Raw genomic sequence first — 18,425 nt, 5'->3', positions numbered from 1 at the left:
CATATGCAGAGACCGTAGGTCTGCGATCAGCGCTTCGAGAACTGGAAGCTCCGACGCGCCTTGGCGCGGCCGTACTTCTTGCGCTCGACCACGCGGCTGTCGCGGGTCAGGAAGCCACCCTTCTTGAGGGCGCCGCGCAGCTCCGGCTCGAAGTAGGTGAGGGCCTTCGACAGGCCGTGGCGCACCGCGCCGGCCTGGCCGGAGAGGCCGCCGCCGGCGACCGTGACGGTCACGTCGTACTGGCCCTTGCGGTTCACCACGTCGAGCGGCTGCTGCAGGATCATGCGCAGAACCGGACGGGCGAAGTAGACCTCGAGCGAGCGCTTGTTGATCTCGATGCGGCCCGAACCGGGGCGGATCCAGACGCGGGCGACCGCGTCCTTGCGCTTGCCGGTGGCGTAGGCGCGGCCGAACTGGTCGACCTTCTTCTCGTACTTCGGCGCGTCGGGGGCGGACGCAGTGAGCGCGCCGCCGAGGTCGCTGAGCGACTGGATGTTCTCGGCCATGATCAGGCGCTCCGGCTGTTCTTGCTGTTCAGGGCCGCGACGTCGAGCGGCGCCGGCTGCTGGGCTTCATGCGGATGGGTCTCGCCGCCGTAGACGCGGAGATTGCCGAGCTGCTTGCGGCCGAGGGGACCACGCGGGAGCATGCGCTCGACCGCCTTCTCCACCACGCGCTCCGGGAAGCGGCCGTCGAGGATCTGGTGCGCCTTGCGCTCCTTGATGCCGCCGGGATAGCCGGTGTGCCAGTAGTAGGGCTTGTCCTGACGCTTCTTGCCCGTGAACACCACCTGGGCGGCGTTGATGACGATGACGTTGTCGCCGTCGTCCACATGGGGGGTGAAGGTCGGCTTGTGCTTGCCGCGAAGACGCATCGCGATCACGGACGCAAGACGGCCCACGACCAGGCCCTTCGCGTCGATCACGACCCACTTCTTCTCGACCTCGGCCGGTTTGGCCACATAGGAGCGGGCCAGCTGGGGGCGCATGGGGTGAACCTCGATTGAAAACGAAAGCGCGCCGGACGGGGTCTGGCGCGACGGGCTGGTGATACCCAACGCAGCGGAAAAAATCAACTCACACGCATGTGGCAAAACCAAGCAAAATCAGATACTTGAAAAATGGTATCATATAACCTCCTCTGTAGCCGTACAGGGAGAGCGGTTCCAGCCGTCGTGCGGCGGTCATCCGCGAGGCGGGATGGAGTAGGTGGCGACCACATGCGCCACCGCCTCGTCCCCGCCGTCGGAGCGCAGTTCGGCCTCGCCCACCGCGAGGCTGCGGCCGATCTTGAGGTAGCGGCAGTGCGCGATCAGGTCGCGAGGGTCCGGCCGCTTAAGGAAGTTGACGGCGAAATTGGTGGTGACGGCGAGCTTCACCGGGCCGATCGCGCCGAGCAGCGCGACGTAGAGCGCGACGTCCGCCAGCGCCATCATCGCGGGCCCCGAAATCGTGCCGCCGGGCCGCAGATGCCGTTCGGCGTAGATCAGCCGCATGCGCGCGGAGCCATGGCCCACCGCCTCGACGGCGTAGTCCACGCCGAGCCGGATCTGCGGAAACTCCGCGCCCAGGAACGCCTGCATGTCGGCGATTGTCATGCGGGGCGCGAGATCAGACGTCGGGCGTGGCATTTCCGTCATGGTGGCGTCCCCATTGTCCCGTCATAGTCCCGAATCGAAAAAGCCTGCCCGCATGTCGGGCGCGTCGAGATTCTGCCGGCGAGGCTTTCGCCGGTCGGGCCTCGGCGCGCAAGACCCCAAGGGGGCGCCCGCGTCTTCCGGAGGACGTCCGAAATGAACATCGTCGCTGCGAGCCGCCTGCTGCGGGCCGCCGTTTTCGCCGGCATGGCGCTTGGCGCCTCCGTGGCCCCGGCCTGGGCCCAGGAGCAGCCGAGCGCCGCCGTCGAACAGACCGGCGACGTCGAGCCGAAGCAGGTGCCGCTCAACGGCAAGCTGGTCGAGAGCTTCCTCGCGGCCTGGCCCGAGTTCGACAAGCTGCGCGAGAAGCTGGCGGCGCAGAACCCCCAGACCAAGGCGCAGGAAAACAGCACCGACCAGCCGGAGAGCGACGAAGCCGAGGTGGGCGAGGCCGAGGACCCGATCGGCGCGCTCGCGAGCTATCTCGACAAGCCCGAGGCCAAGGCCGAGATCGACGCGATCCTCAAGAAGCACCAGTTCGCGACCTATTCCGACTGGGCGGACGTGGCGCAGTCGGTGCTGCTCGCCTTCGGCGCAAGCGACCCGGAAGGCGGCGACACCGACCTCGCCGAAGAGAAGAAGAAGGTTCAGGCCGAGATCCAGAACGACGCGGCGCTCTCCGAAGACGAGAAGCAGGCGGCGTTGAAGGACCTCGACGAGCAGTTCGCGGCGCTCGAGAGCTTCCAGCCTCTGCCGGGCAACGTCGAGGCGGTGAAGCCCTACGTCGCCAAGATCAAGGCGCTGTTCGGCGAAGACGAGAACTGAGCGACGGGGAGCCGCGACGCCTCTCGAGGCGGCCTCGCGGCTCCCCGTAAGCGCGCGCCGGCGCTGCCGACTGCGACTGCGAGGGCGGCGGGCTTCGGCACAAGCAAGCTTTGCTTTCGCGCATCGCCAGTGTGCGCCCTCACTCTGGATGCGCCTGTTCGAGAAGCCTAGATCGCTCGTCTTGAAGAGGAGCGATCATGACGAACACAGCCCTGGTGGTCGGCGCGAGCGGCGTCGTCGGCGCAGCGACAGCCGAGGTCCTGTCTCAGGCGGGATGGCCGGTGCTGGGCCTCGCCCGGCGCCCCGCCACGCAATCGGGCGTCACCGCTTTGTCCGGCGACCTTCTCGATCCGCCGTCGCTGCGTAAGGCGCTGGCCGGCGCCTCTCCCACCCATGTCTTCATCGCCACATGGCTCCGGCAGGAGACCGAGGCGGAGAACATCCGCGTCAACGCGGCGATGGTGCGGAACCTGCTCGACGCTCTGCGTCCGTCGGGATCGGTGCGCCACGTGGCGCTGGTCACGGGTCTGAAGCACTACCTCGGGCCGTTCGAGAGCTACGGCAAAGGAACGCTCCCGGAGACGCCGTTCCGCGAGGAGCAGGGGCGGCTCGACGTCGAGAACTTCTACTACGCCCAGGAGGACGAGGTCTTCGCCGCCGCGGCCCGCGACGGGTTCGCCTGGAGCGTCCACCGCCCGCACACGATCATCGGCAAGGCGGTCGGCAACGCCATGAACATGGGGACGACGCTCGCGGTCTACGCCTCGATCTGCAAGGCCACCGGGCGTCCGTTCCGGTTTCCGGGAAGCGAGGCGCAGTGGCGCAGCCTCACCGACATGACCGACGCGCGTCTGCTCGCCCGCCACATGCTGTGGGCGACCGAGACGCCCGCCGCCGCGAACGAGGACTTCAACGTCGTGAACGGCGACGTCTTCCGCTGGAGCTGGATGTGGAAGCGCATCGCGGCGTGGTTCGAGCTCGACGCCGCGCCGTTCGACGGCGTCGTGCGCCCGCTGGAGGAGCAGATGGCGGACGACGCGACCGTCTGGCGCGACATCGCCGCGCGGCGCGGCCTCGCCGAGCCCGACCTCGGCCGGCTGGCGTCGCCCTGGCACACCGACGCCGACCTCGGCCGGCCCATCGAGGTCGTCACCGACATGTCGAAGAGCCGACGCATGGGTTTTGCGCTCTATCAGCCGACCGACGACGCGTTCTACGCGCTGTTCGAGCGGCTGCGGAGCGACCGGCTCATTCCGTGAGACGGCGCGAGGGCGATGATCAGCGCGGCGCCGCGCTGATCATCCGGCACATGGCGTCGCGGGTCGCGCCTTCCGGAGCGACCTGGCCGGGCTTCACCGCGAACACGGCGTCCACCCGAGACCCGGCCGCCTCCTTGCGCACGACCACACGCAGGGTCTGCTCCCGACCCGAGCCGGTGACCTCCTGGGTGGCCGAGATCGCCCCGAGCGCGCGGTCCACGCGGATGTTGTCGAAGCCCTCCACGGCGACGGCGCGAGCGAGATTGTCCAGCGCGCGTTTGGGCGTGGTTTTCGGGAAGGCCTGCCAGGCCCGATAGGTGAGGGCGGTCAGGAGCGGAACGCCCTGGCTCGTGAAGTTGCGCTCGCAACTCTGCGCCGCAGCGCCGCCCGACGCCAAGCCTGCGCACGCGACCCCAAGAATAATCGCCTTCAGCCTCATGTCGCCCTACACGCGATGTTACAGGAGAGCGCGCTTATAGGACGCGGCCGAGTGGGTGTCACCGCAGGCTGACGCCGCAGGGATGAGGAAGGGGCTGCGCCAGGCGTGCGGACGCCTTAAGTCTGTGGACATGACCCAGACCTCATCCGACGCCATTCGCCAGATCCTCGGCTCCGTCCGCACCATCGCCGTGGTCGGTGCAAGCCCCAATCCCGCCCGCGACAGCCACATCGTCGCCGCCTTCCTGGCCGCCCGCGGCTACCGCGTGTTCCCGGTCAACCCGGGCCATGGCGGCAAGGAGATCGCGGGCCTCATGACCTACGGCTCGCTCGCCGAGGTGCCGGAGCCGATCGACATGGTCGACGTGTTCCGCGCCTGCGAGCATGTGGCCGGCGTGCTGGACGAGGCGCTGGCGCTCGCGACGCCGCCGAAGGTGTTCTGGACGCAGCTCGGCGTGCGCGACGACGCTTCCGCCGCGCGCGCCGAGGCCGCCGGCCTACAGGTGGTTCAGGACCGCTGCCCGAAGATCGACATGATGGAGCTTGGGCTGCCCGCCCGCGCCGGCGGAGCCGGTTGACGGCAGGACTTTCTATAATACAGATAGATTGACGAATACGTCAGCAATCCACGGGAGAGAAACGTATGTCTGAAGACGCTCCTGGCGCGCGCGCGCCCGGTTTCGCGACGCTCTCCGTCCACGCCGGCGCGCAGCCCGACCCGGCGACCAAGGCCCGCGCAACGCCGATCTACCAGACGACCTCCTTCACCTTCGACGACGTCGACCACGCGGCGGCGCTGTTCGGCCTGGAGGCCTTCGGCAACATTTACACCCGCATCGGCAACCCGACGAACGCGGTGCTGGAGGAGCGGATCGCGGCGCTCGAAGGCGGAACAGCTGCGCTCGCCGTCGCCTCCGGCCACGCGGCGCAGCTTCTGGTATTTCATGCGCTGCTGACGCCGGGCGACGAATTCGTGGCCGCCACAAAGCTCTACGGCGGGTCCATCAATCAGTTCGGCCACGCCTTCAAGAGCTTCGGCTGGAATGTCGCCTGGGCCGATCCGGACGATCTGGAGGCCTTCGAGCGCGCTGTGACGCCGAAGACCAAGGCAATCTTCGTGGAGTCGATCGCGAACCCGGGAGGAAGCGTCACCGACATCGCGGCGATCTCGGAGATCGCGAAGCGCGCGGACGTCCCGCTGATCGTCGACAACACGCTGGCCACGCCGTACCTCGTGAAGCCGTTCGAGCACGGCGCGGACATCGTGGTGCATTCCGCCACCAAGTTCCTCGGCGGCCACGGCAACTCCATCGGCGGGCTGATCGTCGACGGCGGTTCGTTCGACTGGCTCGCGAGCGGGCGCTATCCCTTCCTCAGCGAGCCGCGGCCGGAGTACGGCGGCGTGGTGCTGGGCCAGACCTTCGGCAACTTCGCCTTCGCGATCGCCACGCGCGTGCTGTCGCTGCGCGACCTCGGGCCGGCGCTGTCGCCGTTCAACGCCTTCCTGCTGCTGACCGGCGTCGAGACGCTGCCGCTGCGCATGCGCGCCCATTGCGACAACGCGCTGAAGGTCGCGAGTTACCTCGAGAGCAACCCCAAGGTCGCCTGGGTGAACTACCCCGGCCTCGCCTCGAACCCCCACCACGCCCGCGCGCAGAAATATGCGCCCAAGGGCGCCGGCGCGGTGTTCACCTTCGGCCTGGCCGGAGGCTATGAGGCGGGCGTGGCGCTGGTCTCGAAGGTGAAGCTGTTCTCTCATCTCGCGAACGTCGGCGACACCCGCTCGCTGATCATCCACCCCGCCTCGACAACCCATCGCCAGCTCGACGAAGCCAAGCTCGCTGCGGCCGGCGCCGGGCCTGAGGTGGTGCGGCTCTCGGTCGGCATCGAGGACGCCGAGGACATCATCGCCGATCTGGAGCAGGCGCTGGCGGCGGTGTGAGGAGGCGGGGAGGCGACCGATGCGTTGGGCCGTCCTCAGCCGTCGTCCTCCGGCTTGACCGGAGGACCCATCGTCGGCGTCGAGCGCCACGTCGGATATGGATGGTCCGGTCGAGCCGGACCATGACGTCTGCGGATGGAACGACAGCAGGGGACCGCAGTAGGGCGGGGCCGACCGCCCAACTCACCCCGCCGGCTGCGTCAGCCCCTGCGGCGCCTGCGCCTTCGCCCGTTCGCGCGCCGCGCGCTCGTGCAGCAGGCCGGCGTTCATCACTGCGAGGCCCAGCACCACGACGGCGCCGAACTGGTGCAGGAGGCCGAGCTCCAGCGGCACGACGTGGATCAGCGTCAGCACGCCCAGCGCGGCCTGCAGCGTCATCAGGAAGGCGAGGGCGACCGCGCGGTTCGACGCGCGGCGGCAGAGCTTGGCGTTGGTGACGGCGAGGGCGTAGGCGATCGTCGCAGCGAACAGCACGTAGGCGCCGATGCGGTGGTTGAGCTGCACCAGGGCGACGTTGTCGACGAAGTTCTCCCACCACGGCGTCGTCGCGAACAGCGTCGCGGAAGAGGGCGCGAACCCGCCGTCCATCAGCGGCCAGGTGTTGAACGAGAAGCCCGCCTTCGAGCCCGCCACCAGCCCGCCAAGCAGGATCTGCACGAACGACAGCGCCAGCACGGCGTAGGCGCCGGCGCGAAGGCCCGGCCGCAGCAGGCCGCCGTCGCGGCCGAACTGCCTGAGATGCACGAGAAACAGCACCAGCGTCGCGAAGAAGGCGAGGGCGAGCCCGAGGTGCAGCGTGAGCTTCACCGGGGCGACGGCGGTCATGCCCTCCTCCAGCCCGGACGCCACCATGATCCAGCCGACCGCGCCCTGCAGGCCGAGCAGCAGGCCCATGGCGAACAGCGTGAGGCCCTCGTTCCGGCTCACGCGCCGCGTGGCTGCGGCAAAGCCGAGGCCGAGCAGGAAGACGACGCCGATGGAGCGCCCGAGCTGCCGGTGGCCCCACTCCCACCAGAAGATGAACTTGAACTCGCCGAGCGACATGCCCTCGTTCAGCAGCTTGTACTGCGAACTCGCCCGGTACTTCTCGAACGCCTCGGCCCAGGGCGCCTCGCCGAGCGGCGGGATCGCGCCCGTGATCGGGTTCCACTCGGTGATCGAGAGGCCGGAGCCCGTCAGGCGCGTGGCGCCGCCGACGACGACCATCAGCGCCACAAGCGCCAGGGTGAGCAACAGCCAGCCGCGCAGGAAGCGGCGCGGACGCGCGGGCGAGGGGACGGGGGATGCGGACATGCGGACCTCGCGGCCTCCTCGGGCGCCGGTTGAGCTTGATCAGGGGCGTCGTGAGGGCTTTAAGTCCGCCTCGCGCCGCGGACAAGCAGGCGTTTCGCCCACCCTCGACGGAGCCCCCGATGACCCCGCGCGTCAGGAAGTTGATCGGGACGCCCGTGCTGGTCGTCGGCGTGTCCGTCTACGCGCTGATCGTCATGTTCGTGGGCCAGCTCAAGCTCGCGGACTCGCACCCTGCGGCCCAACTCGCGTTCTTCGCGGTCTTCGGGCTGCTGTGGATCATTCCCGCGGGCCTTCTGATCCGCTGGATGGAGGGGGGCTGACGCGGAGCCGGGTCACGCCGACTCGACCAACATGACCACCCGCGAGACGTCCCCGCGCGCGAGGTCGTCGCGGTGCGCCATGAAGACCACGCCGCCATGATCCCAGAATTCGAACCCTGCGCCTCCGCCTGAGCGCAGGGCGAGCAGCGTGAACCAGCCGTCCGGCGCCGCCAGTTCGGTCCAACCAGCCGTCCGCGCATGGGCGACGGCGCGCCCGACCGGCGAGGCGGCGCCCATGTCGAACGCCTGCAAGCCGAACATCTGGTGCTGCGGTCCGTCGCCAACCGCCATGCCGTCTTCGATCGCCCGCCACAGGGCGAACGGGTCGTCGACGCCTGCGGCCGCGTAGCGCTCGTCCTCTGCGGGCACGCAAAGCGTCGGCTCGATCCGCAGACGCTGCGGCGTCGCGCAGATCTCATATTCCGACGCAAGCGCGATCACGGGCGCGCCGTCGCGCAGGAAGCGGACGCGGCCGTCGGGCTCGGTTTCGCCGGTCAGCCCGTCGGCCTCCGTGGCGGTCAGGCGAAACCGTCCGAGGTCGGAGCTCCACACGCGCATCCTCGCGGCGGAGACCGCGATCTCCTCGGCGTCGTCGGGGAGATCGTGGCGCCGAAGTCTCGTGCCCGCCGGCGTGAGCAGCACGAGCCCATCGTGCAGATCCGCGCCGGAAAAGAACGACAGCAGGCCGTCCGCCGGAAGCGCCGGAAACCCCGCGTCGTCGCGGGGGAGGGCGGCGAGGTCGAGCTGGGCGAGGAAGTTCAGGTGAAGTCCGCTCTCGTCCCGCGGCCAGATCGCGTCTTCGGCGAGGTCCGGGCCGCCGCCGACGCGCGTCAGGCCGGTCGCGCCCGGATCGTCCGGGCCGTCTTCGATCAACAGAAGGGCGGGCGTGGCGAGCGGGCGGACGCGGCCGTGGAGCGCTGCGAGCCCCGCGCTACGCAGGGCGGCGGCGAAACGGGTCTCGACGTCCGCTGCCGGCGGGGCGACGCCGGCGTCCGTGCTCGCCTTGGCCTCGGCGCTGACGGCCTTCGCCGCGGCGTCGAGCCGCGCCATGGCCGCCTGAAGCATCGCGTCCACCTCCTCGTCTCCGGCCTGCCGCGCGGCGGTCGCCGCGGTCCCGGTCGCGGTGACGACGAAGCTCTCCAGCATGCGGAGGAACGCGGCCGCCACTTCGGGGAGATCGTCGTTCGTGCACATCGCGGTGGCGTGCAGTCTCCCGCCGGCGCTCAGGCCGGCGGCCATGACCCGCATGCGGCGCCAGGGGATCTTGGCGTTCGTCTCCCAGTCCTTGAGCTCGTCCAGGCAATGAACGAACTCGCCTTCGAGACCCGCGATCGCGATCGGGCGCCGCTCCACGATCTCCCCGAGGTCCTGTGTGATGTCGGTCAGGGCCTTGGCGATAGAACCTGTGTCCGCCGGGTCGGTCCATATGCTCATTTGGGGCGATGTGTCGGTCTCCGGCGCGCAGCGCGCGCCGATGGACGTGCCGATGACCCGAACCACCTGAAAGCGATCGGAAATCTCGACCGTGAACTCCGGGCATGCGGCCGTCGCCATGGGCTCCCCTTCAGCCGTTTCGCTTCGGAAAAGCTAACGCGTGGGGCGGCGCGCGCAACGGCGTCGTCATCCGTCCGCCATGCTGCTAAACGATGACGTCACCGCCCGCCAAACGCTGGCGTCGGATCCGACGCGCCGGCCGAACCCGAACGAGCGCCCATGGCCGAGCTGAACGCCGATCCGCTGCGTCCCCGCCCCGTCGACGACGCGCTGAACCCCACGCGCCGCTATGGCGAGTCCACCGAGGCGAACTACGCCGGCGCGACCTCGTTCCTGCGGCGACCCTACGCCCGGTTGGCCGAGGGCTTCGACGTCGCCGTCTGGGGCGTGCCGCTGGACACCTCGGTCTCCAACCGGCCGGGGACCCGTTTCGGGCCGCGCGCGATCCGCGAGGCCTCGACCGTCAACGTCGGAGACCCGGCCTATCCCTTCGGCTTCGACATCTTCGCGGATATGGCGGTGGCGGACACCGGCGACTGCTCGCTGGACTACGGCCGGGTGGAGCTGATGCCCGCCGCGATCGAAGCGCAGGCGGCGGAGCGGATCGCGACCGGCGCTCATCTCGTCACGCTGGGCGGCGACCACTTCCTCACCTATCCCGTGCTGAAGGCGCTGGTGGCGCGGCTCGGTCGGCCGGTGGCGCTGGTGCAATTCGACGCCCACCAGGACACCTGGGACGACGACGGCTCCCGCATCGACCACGGCACGATGATCACGCGCGCCGTGCGCGACGGGCTCATCATCCCCGAGCGCTCGATCCAGATCGGCATCCGCACCCACGCGCCGCAGGACTACGGGATCGCCATCGTCGACGGCCTGCTCGCCGGCGAGATGGGGCCGATGGCTGTGGCGAGCCGCATCCTCGGCCACGTGGAGGACACGCCGGTCTACGTCAGCTTCGACATCGACTGCCTCGACCCCGCCTTCGCGCCGGGGACGGGCACGCCGGTGCCGGGCGGCGTCTCCTCCGCCTGGGCGATCTCGTGCCTCCGCCGCCTCGGCGCGCTTGACCTCAAGGGTTTTGATATCGTCGAGGTCTCGCCGCCCTACGACCACGCCGGGATCACGGCGCTCGCCGGCTGCTCGATGGCGCAGATCTATCTCGGGCTGCTCGCCGAGCGGAAACGGGCGGGCTTGTCGATCGGGTTGTGACGGGGCGGCGTTCCGATGATATACATAAGGTAACGTGTATCATCGGAGGTGCGCCATGCAGGTCGCGAAATGGGGAAATGGCCTCGCGGTCCGGCTGCCGTCAGCCGTCGTCGAGGCGCTGGAGCTGAAGGCGGGCGATCAGATCGACATCCAGGTGATGGGATCACGCGCCTTCGAGGTCACGCGGGCTCCCTCTCGTGAGGAGCTGCTCGCCCGGCTGGACAAGTACCGCGGACGGTTGCCCGACGGCTTTCGTTTCGATCGCCTTGAAGCGAATGAGCGTTAACGCGTTCGTCGACACCAACGTTCTCGTCTATCTCCTCGGCCAGGACAGTCGAAAAGCGGAGATCGCCAAGGCGCGCCTCGCCGAGGGTGCAACGGTGAGCGTGCAAGTGCTGAACGAGTTCGCAAATGTCGCCCGCCGCAAAATGGCGCTGTCGTGGGACGAGCTTGACGATGTCCTCTCGGTCCTCAGGTCCGTCTGCGAAATCGTGCCGATCACGGTCGAAACGCACGAGCGGGGCGTCGCGCTTGCGCGCCGTCACCAGCTCTCGGTCTACGATGCGATGATCGTTGCGGCTGCGAGGCTCGCCGGCTGCGCCAACCTGTGGTCGGAGGACATGCAGGACGGCGCGACGCTCGACGGCGTCACGATCCTCGATCCCTTCAAGGGCTGATCCGAAGCTGCATCGCCTGCCCGCAGGTCAGGATGCGCAGACACATTCACCCCACCGCCACGTCCAGCCCGAGGTCCAGCGTCGGCGCGGAGTGGGTGATGCGGCCGACGGAGATCAGGTCGACGCCGGTCTCCGCGATCGCCGCCACCGTCTCCAGCGAGACGTTGCCCGAGGCCTCCGCCGCCATCCGACCGCCGATGCGCGCGACCGCCTCGCGCAAGGTGTCCGGCCCCATGTTGTCGAGCAGCACGACGTCGGCGCCGCCGTGGGCGATGACCCGGTCGAGCTGGTCGAGCGTGTCGACCTCGATCTCGATCTTCACGAGATGGCCGATGTAGGCCTTGGCGCCGTCGAGCGCGGCCTCGATCGAGCCGGCGACCGCGATGTGGTTGTCCTTGATCAGGATCGCGTCGTCGAGGCCGAAGCGGTGGTTCGCGCCGCCGCCGCAACGCACCGCGTACTTCTCGAACACGCGCAAGCCCGGCGTCGTCTTCCGCGTGCAGCAGATCTTCGCCTTGGTGTGGGCGATGAGGTCGGCGTAGACCGCGGTCGCGGTGGCGACGCCGGACAGCCGCCCGAGAAAGTTGAGCGCGGTCCGCTCCGCCGACAGCGCGGGCCGGGCGGGACCTTCGATGCGGGCGATGACCATGCCGGGCGAGAGCGCTGCGCCGTCCACGAGCTCGGCCGCGAACGCGATCGACGGGTCGAGCGCCGCGAAGGCCGCCTGCGCCAGCTGGAGCCCGGCGAGCCGGCCGGGTTGGCGCGCGGCGATCACGAGCCGCGCGGTCGCTGAGGCGGGAATGGTCGCCGCGGTGGTGATGTCGCCTGCGCGGCCGAGGTCCTCGGCGAGCGTCGCTTCGACGGCGCGGCGGACGGCGATCGGGTCCAGCCCGCCGAGCGGAGGCCGCGCGTTCACGATGCGGCCTGCGCCAGCGGCGCCTCGGCGCGCCCCAGCGCGTCGTCGAGCGTCAGGAGGGAGCGACGGGCGAGCGCGGGGACAGCGTCGGGCGCGTCGGAGCGGAAATGGCCGCCGCGGCTCTCGCGCCGACGTTCCGCGGCGACCGCGATCAACAGGGCGGTGGTCGCCATGTTGCGGGTGTCGGCGTCGTTCGCCGCCCGGCGGATGCGGGCGAAGGTCTCGACCGCGCGGCCGAGGCCCACTGCGTTCCGCACCACGCCGACATGATCGGCCATGGTCCGGCGCAGCTCGGCGACCGCGGCGCCGTCGGCGGGCGTCGCGGCCGGCGCCGCGCGGGACGGCGCGACGCGCGGGGCCGCGGGCGGGGCGGGAAGGAGGCCCAGAATGTCCTCGGCGATGCGGGCGCCGAAGACGACGGCCTCCAGCAGCGAGTTCGACGCCAGGCGGTTCGCGCCGTGGGCGCCGGTGGAGGCGGTCTCGCCGCAGACCCAGAGGCCATCGAGCGAGGAGCGGCCGTTCGCATCCACCAGCACGCCGCCCATGTGGTAGTGCGCGGCGGGCGCGACCGGGATCGGCTGCGTGACCGGGTCGACGCTCGCGGCCATGCACGCGGCGTAGACGGTCGGGAACCGGCTCGGGAAGCGCTCGCCCACCTTGTGGCGCGCGTCGAGGAAGGCGCCGCCGTTGCGCACGGCCTCGAACACCGCGCGGGCCACGATGTCGCGCGGCGCGAGGTCGAGGTCGGGGTGGACGCCCTCCATGATGCGCCGGCCGGCATGGTCGACCAGCACCGCGCCTTCTCCGCGCAGAGCCTCGGTCGCAAGCGGCGCCGGGTCGCGGCCGACGGCGATCGCGGTCGGGTGGAACTGCACGAACTCGAGGTCCGCCAGCGTCGCGCCGGCCTCCGCCGCCATGGCGAGCCCCGCGCCCCGCGCCTCGACCGGGTTGGTCGTGACGGCATAGAGATGGCCGACGCCGCCGGAGGCCAGCACCACGGCGCGGCCGATGATGCGCACCGGCTTCGCGCCGCCGACCGGGCGCGCGACCACGCCGACAACGAAGCGGCCCTCGGTGACGAGCTCCTCAGCGGCGAGGCCCTCCAGCACGCGGATCGACGGCGTGCGCCGGACGGCGGCGACCAGCGCGCCCATGATGGCCCGGCCGGCGAGATCGCCGTTGACCCGGACGATGCGGCGCTCGGAGTGGGCGGCCTCGCGCGAGAGCTGCAGCTTGCCTTCGAGATCGCGATCGAACGGCACGCCGTAGGCGAGCAGGTCGGCGATGCGGGCGGGCGCCTCGCTGGTCATCAGCCGTGCGACGGCTTCGTCGACGATGCCGGCGCCGGCCGCCACCGTGTCGGCGGCATGCGACTCCGCGCTGTCGCCGAGGCCCACCGCCGCGGCGATGCCGCCCTGCGCCCAGGCGGACGACGCGCCGTCGCCGAGCGGGGCGGCGGTGACGATGGTGACGGGTCGGGGCGCGAGCTTCAGCGCGGTGAACAGACCCGCCAGCCCACCGCCGACGATGACGACGTCATCGACGCCGGCCCAAGAGAGGGGCGCGAGCGCGTCGGGATCGAGAGGGTCGGGGGCGTCGGTCATGGGACGATCACCTGTCGCCGGCCAAAAACGACCGGACCTTTTTCCGGAATTGCGCGTCATGGTCCGGCTTGACCGGACCATCCACGTCAGGCGTGGAACTCCACGTCCGAGGTGGGTCTTCCGGTCAAGCCGGAGGACGACGGCTCGCAGGGATTTCGAAGGTCGCGAACGTCCGCCGCTCAGATCTTCAGGTTGACCATGCGCTCGACGCTGGCGCGGGCGCGGTCGGCGATCACCGGGTCGACCACGATCTCCTCGCGCATGTGCACCAGGCTCTCGAGGATCTTCGGCAGCGTGATGCGCTTCATGTGCGGGCAGAGGTTGCAGGGCTTCACGAACTCGGTGTTCGGGGACAAGCTCATGATGTTGTCCGCCATCGAGCACTCGGTGATCAGCACCACCTTCTTCGGCGACCGGTTCTTCACGTAGTCCGCGAGCTTCGCGGTCGAGCCGGTGAAGTCGGCCTCGGCCAGCACCTCCGGTGGGCATTCGGGGTGCGCGAGGATCGTCACGTCCGGGTCGGCCTCGCGGTAGGCGCGCAGCTCCTCAGCCGTGAAGCGCTCGTGCACCTCGCAGGCGCCGTTCCAGGTGATGATCTTCACCTTGGTCTGGGTCGCAATCCAGGCGGCGAGATACTGGTCGGGCAGCACCATCACTTCCGGGGTCCCGAGCGACTCCACCACGGCGACGGCGTTGCCGGAGGTCAGGCAGATGTCGGCTTCGGCCTTCACCTCGGCCGTGGTGTTGACATACACGGCCACCGGAACGCCAGGGTGCCTGCGGCGCAGTTCGCGCACGTCGGCCGCGGTGATCGAGGTCGCGAGCGAGCAGCCGGCGCGGGCGTCCGGGATCAGCACCGTCTTGTCGGGGTTCAGGATTTTCGAGGTCTCGGCCATGAAGTGCACGCCGCACTGGACGATGACGTCGGCGTTGGTCTTCGTCGCCTCGCGCGCCAGCTGGAAGCTGTCTCCGACCACATCCGCCACGCAGTTGTAGATCTCCGGCGTCTGGTAGTTGTGCGCCAGGATGACCGCGTTGCGGACCGTCTTGAGCTCGTTGATCGCCTTCACGTAGGGCGCGAAGAACGGCCACTCGACCGGCGGGATGACGGCTTTCACCCGCTCGTAGAGATGCGCCGTCGCGGCCTCCACCTCGGGAGTCCATTCGAGCGACGGCATGGCGACCGGCGGAAAACGCCGCGGCTCCACGCTAAGGCGCGGGCGGATGACGTCGGCGGTGAGGGCGGCGAGCGGGGACATGGCGTCCTCCCAGGATCGAACCGTTCCAATATGCTCATTTCGAGCATAACTATGATAATGCGTCGCAGGCCGGAATAAAAGAGGGCGGCGCCACGAAAACGTCACGTGGCATGCCAGCGGCTTAGCCTGAGAACGGGCGGCGCCCGTCCCCTGCTCAAGCTAGCCAGGAGCCGATCCGTCACGCGTGATCAAGCTGAGCCGACTTGTCAGGACGCCTTCGAGAGATATTCTCCGCGAATGCTGGCGGCCCTCGACAAACCCTCGGAAACTCTCGACGGGCCGGAGACGGCGTTCGTTGCCGCTGTCCGGAATTACGGCTGGTTCCGGACTCAGGTCTTGGCCGACGGCGAGGGCCCTAGTTTTGCGTTCAGCACTGGTTTTTGGCTAAGCGTCAAGCAACCGGAGATCCTCATTTTCAGCATGAGGAGCGACCTTGCCCACGATGTTTTGTGGGACCTTTTCCGGCGGGCAGAGCGGGGCGAAGCCCTTCCGGTCGGTCGTCGTACGGATCAGGTTTTTGCAAACGTTCCCGCCTGTCTCTTTCCAATAGATCGGCGGCGCTACGCTGAATACCTTGGCTGGAGCCGCTGGTTCTACTGCGGGGACGACTTTCCTTGCCTCCAACTCGTGTGGCCAGATCGGGCCGGCCTGTTTCCCTGGGAGCAAGGGTTCGACGCGGCGTTTGAGGGCGATCAGATCGATCTGACGGAGTTCGGCTGGAAAGCCGAGCTCAGGCAGTGATGATTGCGAGGCGCGCACCTGCGCCGCTCGCAATCAATTCCTGCAATGCCGCGGATCATGGAGTTTCATGAGCCGCCGCCGCAGCGCGCCGCTAAGCTTCGCAGCGGGACTCTCGTTCAGGACGCCGCCATGACCGCCGCCGCCCGCGCCGTGCGCTCGCCCCTCGTCATCATCCTCTGCGGCTGCGCCATCGCGGCGCTGACCTTCGGGCCGCGATCCGCGGCGGGGCTGCTGCTCACGCCGATCTCGGAAAGCCACGGCTGGGGCCGCGACGTGTTCGCGATGTCGTTCGCGATCCAGAACCTGCTGTGGGGCGTGGGCCAGCCCTTCGCGGGCGCCATCGCCGATCGCTTCGGCGCGGTGCGCGTGCTCATGCTGGGCGGACTGCTCTACGCGGCGGGCCTCGCGCTGATGCCGTTCTCGAGCGACCCGCTCGGCATGCATCTGTCCGCCGGCGTGCTGATCGGCTTCGGCCTGTCCGGAGCCTCGTTCTCGCTGGTGATCGGCGCCTTCGGAAAGCTGCTGCCGGCGGAGTGGCGGACGCTCGGCTTCGGCTTCGGCACGGCGGCCGGGTCCTTCGGCCAGTTCATCTTCACGCCCTTCGCCTCCGCGCTCGTCACCGCCTACGGCTGGCAGACGACGGTGATGATCTTCGCCGCGCTGATGCTGCTGGTGGTTCCGCTGTCGCTGGCGCTCGCCGCGCCGAAGGCGGCCCCCGGCGACGGCCCGAAGGTGGTCGACCAGACCATCCGCGAGGCGATCGCCGAGGCCGCGCGCACGCCGAGCTACTGGCTGCTGGTCGTGGGCTTCTTCACCTGCGGCTTCCACCTCGCCTTCATCACCGCGCATCTGCCGCCGTACCTGATCGACCACGGCGTCTCGCCGACGATCGGCGGCTGGACGCTCGCTCTGATCGGCCTGTTCAACATCGCGGGCTCGCTGTCGTCCGGCGTGCTGGCGGGGCGGATGCCGAAGCGGGTGCTGCTCGCCGCGATCTACTTCGCCCGCGGCGTGCTGATCGTCGGCTTCATCACGCTGCCGGTGACGCCGGCCACCTCGCTCGCCTTCGGCGCCGGGATCGGCCTGCTCTGGCTCTCCACGATCCCGCCGACGTCCGGCATCGTCGCGACGCTGTTCGGCACGCGCTATCTCACGATGCTCTACGGCTTCGTGTTCTTCTCGCACCAGGTCGGCTCGTTTTTCGGGGTGTGGCTCGGCGGTCTGCTCTACGAGCGCACGGGCAGCTACGACGTGGTGTGGTGGATCGCGATCGCGCTCAGCGTGATGTCGGGCCTGATCAACCTGCCGATCCGCGAGGTCCCCGTCGCGCGGTTGGCGCCTGCGACCTGAGGGCGTTCTTGAGCGCGAGATCCAAGTCGCACACCCGTCATCCCCGGCTGCGCCGGGCATGACGGCGTTGCTGGTCCCCAACGACCGACTGAAATCGCGTCAGCGACTCGCCAGCGCGTCGTCCAGCGCCTCGACCAGCATGTCGGCATGGGCGCGCTCGAAGATCAGCGGCGGGCGGATCTTCAGCACGTTGCCGTAGCGGCCGGCGGCGCCGATCAGGATGCGGCGCCCGCGCAGGGCGTTGATGACGTAGCTCGCGATCTCCGGGGCCGGGGCGCCGTCGGCGACGAACTCGACGCCGAGGTAGAGGCCTGCGCCGCGCGCCTCGCCGATCTCCCCGTGGCGCTGTCCCAGCGCCTTCAGCCGCGCCAGCATGTAGCCGCCGACGTCCGCCGCGTTCGCGACGAGCCCGCGCTCCTCGATCTCCTGAAGCACCGCGAGCGCCGCGGCGGAGGCGACGGGGTTGCCGCCGAAGGTGTTGAAATAGCCGACGCTCGCCGCGAAGCGCTGCATGAGGTCGAGCCGCGCCACCACGCCGCCGATCGGGATGCCGTTGCCCATGGGCTTGCCCATGGTGACGACGTCGGGCGTGACGCTGTGGCGTTGGAACCCCCACATCGCGGCGCCGGTGCGGCCGAAGCCGGGCTGCACCTCGTCGGCGATGAACAGGCCGCCGGCGCGGCGCGTCGCCTCGACCGCGGGCGCCAGGAAGCCCGCCGGGTCGGCGGCGACCCCGTCGCTGGAGAAGATCGTGTCGACCAGCAGCCCCGCGAAGCCGTGCCCGCTCGCCTCCAGATCCGCGATCGCCGCTTCGAGATCAGCGGCGAAGCGGCCCGCCACGTCGCCCGGGCCGAACGGCGCGGGGATGGCGCGCACGTGCGGGGCGAGCGGCTGGCCCGGGCGGGAGGAGGGCGAGACGTCCGTCACGGCGGTCGTGTTGCCGTGGTAGGCCATCTCCGTCACCACGAAGCCACGCTTGCCCGTCGCCGCCGTCGCGATCCGGAGCGCGAGGTCGTTGCTTTCGCTGCCGGTGCAGGTGAAGGCGACCTTGTCGAGCCCTTCGGGGAAGGTCGCGAGCAGCCGCTCCGCATAGGTGTGGACGACGTCGTAGAGGTAGCGGGTGTGGATGTTGAGCGTCGCGACCTGCTTCGCCACAGCGGCCGCCACACGCGGGTTGCAGTGCCCGACCGAGGGGACGTTGTTGTAGACGTCGAGGTAGCGCTTCCCGTCCGCCTCCTGCAGCCAGACGCCGTCGGCTGAGACCACGTGCAAGGGGCGGTCGTAGAACAGCACAGAGGTCGGGCCGAACGAACGCTGCCGCCGGGCGACGAGCGCCGCCGTCTCCGGGGGCAGGTCCGACGGGCGCGCGGCGTCGAAGGCGTTGAGCGCCAGGATCTGGCGGCTCGCCGCCGGCGCGGCGTCGGCCGTCCGGCTGTTCGCGGGCGTGGTCATGACGTCT

At 69.7% G+C, this 18,425-nt stretch carries 20 protein-coding genes; 10 read left to right on the top strand and 10 right to left on the bottom strand.

Features of this window, described 5'->3' with window-relative positions; genetic code table 11:
• Positions 1-26: 26 nt before the first annotated feature.
• The 3 genes from rpsI to JOD31_RS02830 all read right to left on the bottom strand — a co-directional run bounded on the left by rpsI (position 27) and on the right by JOD31_RS02830 (position 1,597).
• On the bottom strand, positions 27-506 hold the full coding sequence (gene rpsI, locus JOD31_RS02840; protein ID WP_020184761.1) for a 30S ribosomal protein S9: 480 nt from the start codon (positions 504-506) through the stop codon (positions 27-29).
• A gap of 2 nt (positions 507-508) precedes the next feature.
• Positions 509-988, bottom strand: coding sequence for a 50S ribosomal protein L13 (rplM, locus tag JOD31_RS02835; RefSeq protein WP_020184762.1), 480 nt, complete (start codon positions 986-988; stop codon positions 509-511).
• Between the two features lie 195 nt (positions 989-1,183).
• Positions 1,184-1,597, bottom strand: coding sequence for a PaaI family thioesterase (locus JOD31_RS02830; RefSeq protein ID WP_204948788.1), 414 nt, complete (start codon positions 1,595-1,597; stop codon positions 1,184-1,186).
• A gap of 195 nt (positions 1,598-1,792) precedes the next feature.
• On the opposite strand from JOD31_RS02830, the gene JOD31_RS02825 reads away from it, so the two are divergent.
• Positions 1,793-2,461: a hypothetical protein gene (locus JOD31_RS02825; protein ID WP_204948787.1), complete on the top strand. Its 669-nt coding sequence runs from the start codon at positions 1,793-1,795 to the stop codon at positions 2,459-2,461.
• Between the two features lie 197 nt (positions 2,462-2,658).
• A complete protein-coding gene (locus tag JOD31_RS02820; RefSeq protein ID WP_204948786.1) occupies positions 2,659-3,720 on the top strand; it encodes an SDR family oxidoreductase in 1,062 nt (353 codons plus the stop codon).
• Between the two features lie 19 nt (positions 3,721-3,739).
• On the opposite strand, the gene JOD31_RS02815 is transcribed toward JOD31_RS02820, so the two are convergent.
• Complete coding sequence (locus JOD31_RS02815; RefSeq protein WP_246482308.1) at positions 3,740-4,117, bottom strand: hypothetical protein; 378 nt, start codon at positions 4,115-4,117, stop codon at positions 3,740-3,742.
• Positions 4,118-4,289: 172 nt separating this feature from the next.
• Here JOD31_RS02815 and JOD31_RS02810 point away from each other — a divergent pair, with 172 nt between their 5' ends.
• Entirely contained in the window at positions 4,290-4,736 is a 447-nt protein-coding gene (locus tag JOD31_RS02810) for a CoA-binding protein (protein WP_204948784.1), read from the top strand.
• A 65-nt stretch (positions 4,737-4,801) separates the two neighbouring features.
• Positions 4,802-6,100, top strand: a complete 1,299-nt coding sequence (locus JOD31_RS02805; RefSeq protein WP_204948783.1) for an O-acetylhomoserine aminocarboxypropyltransferase — start codon at positions 4,802-4,804, stop codon at positions 6,098-6,100.
• Positions 6,101-6,283: 183 nt separating this feature from the next.
• On the opposite strand, the gene JOD31_RS02800 is transcribed toward JOD31_RS02805, so the two are convergent.
• Positions 6,284-7,393 (bottom strand): COX15/CtaA family protein, encoded by a 1,110-nt coding sequence (locus JOD31_RS02800; RefSeq protein ID WP_204948782.1) that lies wholly within the window; start codon positions 7,391-7,393, stop codon positions 6,284-6,286.
• A gap of 119 nt (positions 7,394-7,512) precedes the next feature.
• Between JOD31_RS02800 and JOD31_RS02795 the strand changes: the two genes are divergently transcribed.
• Positions 7,513-7,713 carry a DUF2842 domain-containing protein gene (locus JOD31_RS02795; RefSeq protein WP_204948781.1) on the top strand — a complete coding sequence of 67 codons (201 nt, stop codon included), beginning with the start codon at positions 7,513-7,515 and terminating at the stop codon, positions 7,711-7,713.
• Positions 7,714-7,725: 12 nt separating this feature from the next.
• On the opposite strand, the gene JOD31_RS02790 is transcribed toward JOD31_RS02795, so the two are convergent.
• Complete coding sequence (locus JOD31_RS02790; RefSeq protein ID WP_204948780.1) at positions 7,726-9,267, bottom strand: DUF1963 domain-containing protein; 1,542 nt, start codon at positions 9,265-9,267, stop codon at positions 7,726-7,728.
• A gap of 159 nt (positions 9,268-9,426) precedes the next feature.
• Here JOD31_RS02790 and speB point away from each other — a divergent pair, with 159 nt between their 5' ends.
• The 3 genes from speB to JOD31_RS02775 are packed head-to-tail and all read left to right on the top strand — an operon-like array spanning position 9,427 to position 11,096.
• Positions 9,427-10,419, top strand: coding sequence for an agmatinase (speB, locus tag JOD31_RS02785; RefSeq protein WP_204948779.1), 993 nt, complete (start codon positions 9,427-9,429; stop codon positions 10,417-10,419).
• Positions 10,420-10,474: 55 nt separating this feature from the next.
• Positions 10,475-10,705 carry an AbrB/MazE/SpoVT family DNA-binding domain-containing protein gene (locus tag JOD31_RS02780; protein ID WP_204948778.1) on the top strand — a complete coding sequence of 77 codons (231 nt, stop codon included), beginning with the start codon at positions 10,475-10,477 and terminating at the stop codon, positions 10,703-10,705.
• Positions 10,695-11,096 (top strand): PIN domain-containing protein, encoded by a 402-nt coding sequence (locus JOD31_RS02775; protein ID WP_204948777.1) that lies wholly within the window; start codon positions 10,695-10,697, stop codon positions 11,094-11,096. Before JOD31_RS02780 ends, JOD31_RS02775 begins: the two co-directional genes overlap by 11 nt.
• A 46-nt stretch (positions 11,097-11,142) precedes the next feature.
• Here the strand turns inward: JOD31_RS02775 and nadC are convergent, their stop codons facing one another.
• From nadC to nadA, 3 genes are all read right to left on the bottom strand, one after another.
• Positions 11,143-12,012, bottom strand: coding sequence for a carboxylating nicotinate-nucleotide diphosphorylase (nadC, locus tag JOD31_RS02770; RefSeq protein WP_204948776.1), 870 nt, complete (start codon positions 12,010-12,012; stop codon positions 11,143-11,145).
• Positions 12,009-13,616: an L-aspartate oxidase gene (locus JOD31_RS02765; RefSeq protein WP_204948775.1), complete on the bottom strand. Its 1,608-nt coding sequence runs from the start codon at positions 13,614-13,616 to the stop codon at positions 12,009-12,011. The genes nadC and JOD31_RS02765 overlap by 4 nt, the downstream gene beginning before the upstream one ends.
• A gap of 179 nt (positions 13,617-13,795) precedes the next feature.
• Entirely contained in the window at positions 13,796-14,875 is a 1,080-nt protein-coding gene (nadA, locus tag JOD31_RS02760; protein WP_204948774.1) for a quinolinate synthase NadA, read from the bottom strand.
• Positions 14,876-15,112: 237 nt separating this feature from the next.
• Between nadA and JOD31_RS02755 the strand changes: the two genes are divergently transcribed.
• Together JOD31_RS02755 and JOD31_RS02750 are read left to right on the top strand one after the other, a co-directional pair.
• Positions 15,113-15,616: a DUF4262 domain-containing protein gene (locus JOD31_RS02755; RefSeq protein ID WP_204948773.1), complete on the top strand. Its 504-nt coding sequence runs from the start codon at positions 15,113-15,115 to the stop codon at positions 15,614-15,616.
• A 129-nt stretch (positions 15,617-15,745) separates the two neighbouring features.
• Positions 15,746-16,966 (top strand): MFS transporter, encoded by a 1,221-nt coding sequence (locus tag JOD31_RS02750; protein ID WP_204948772.1) that lies wholly within the window; start codon positions 15,746-15,748, stop codon positions 16,964-16,966.
• 99 nt (positions 16,967-17,065) lie between these two features.
• On the opposite strand, the gene JOD31_RS02745 is transcribed toward JOD31_RS02750, so the two are convergent.
• Positions 17,066-18,418, bottom strand: a complete 1,353-nt coding sequence (locus JOD31_RS02745; RefSeq protein WP_204948771.1) for an aspartate aminotransferase family protein — start codon at positions 18,416-18,418, stop codon at positions 17,066-17,068.
• Between the last annotated feature and the right edge of the window lie 7 nt (positions 18,419-18,425).

It is taken from the genome of Methylopila capsulata (genome assembly GCF_016907975.1).
Classification (GTDB): domain Bacteria; phylum Pseudomonadota; class Alphaproteobacteria; order Rhizobiales; family Methylopilaceae; genus Methylopila; species Methylopila capsulata.
This window is presented reverse-complemented; position numbering and strand designations above follow the sequence as displayed.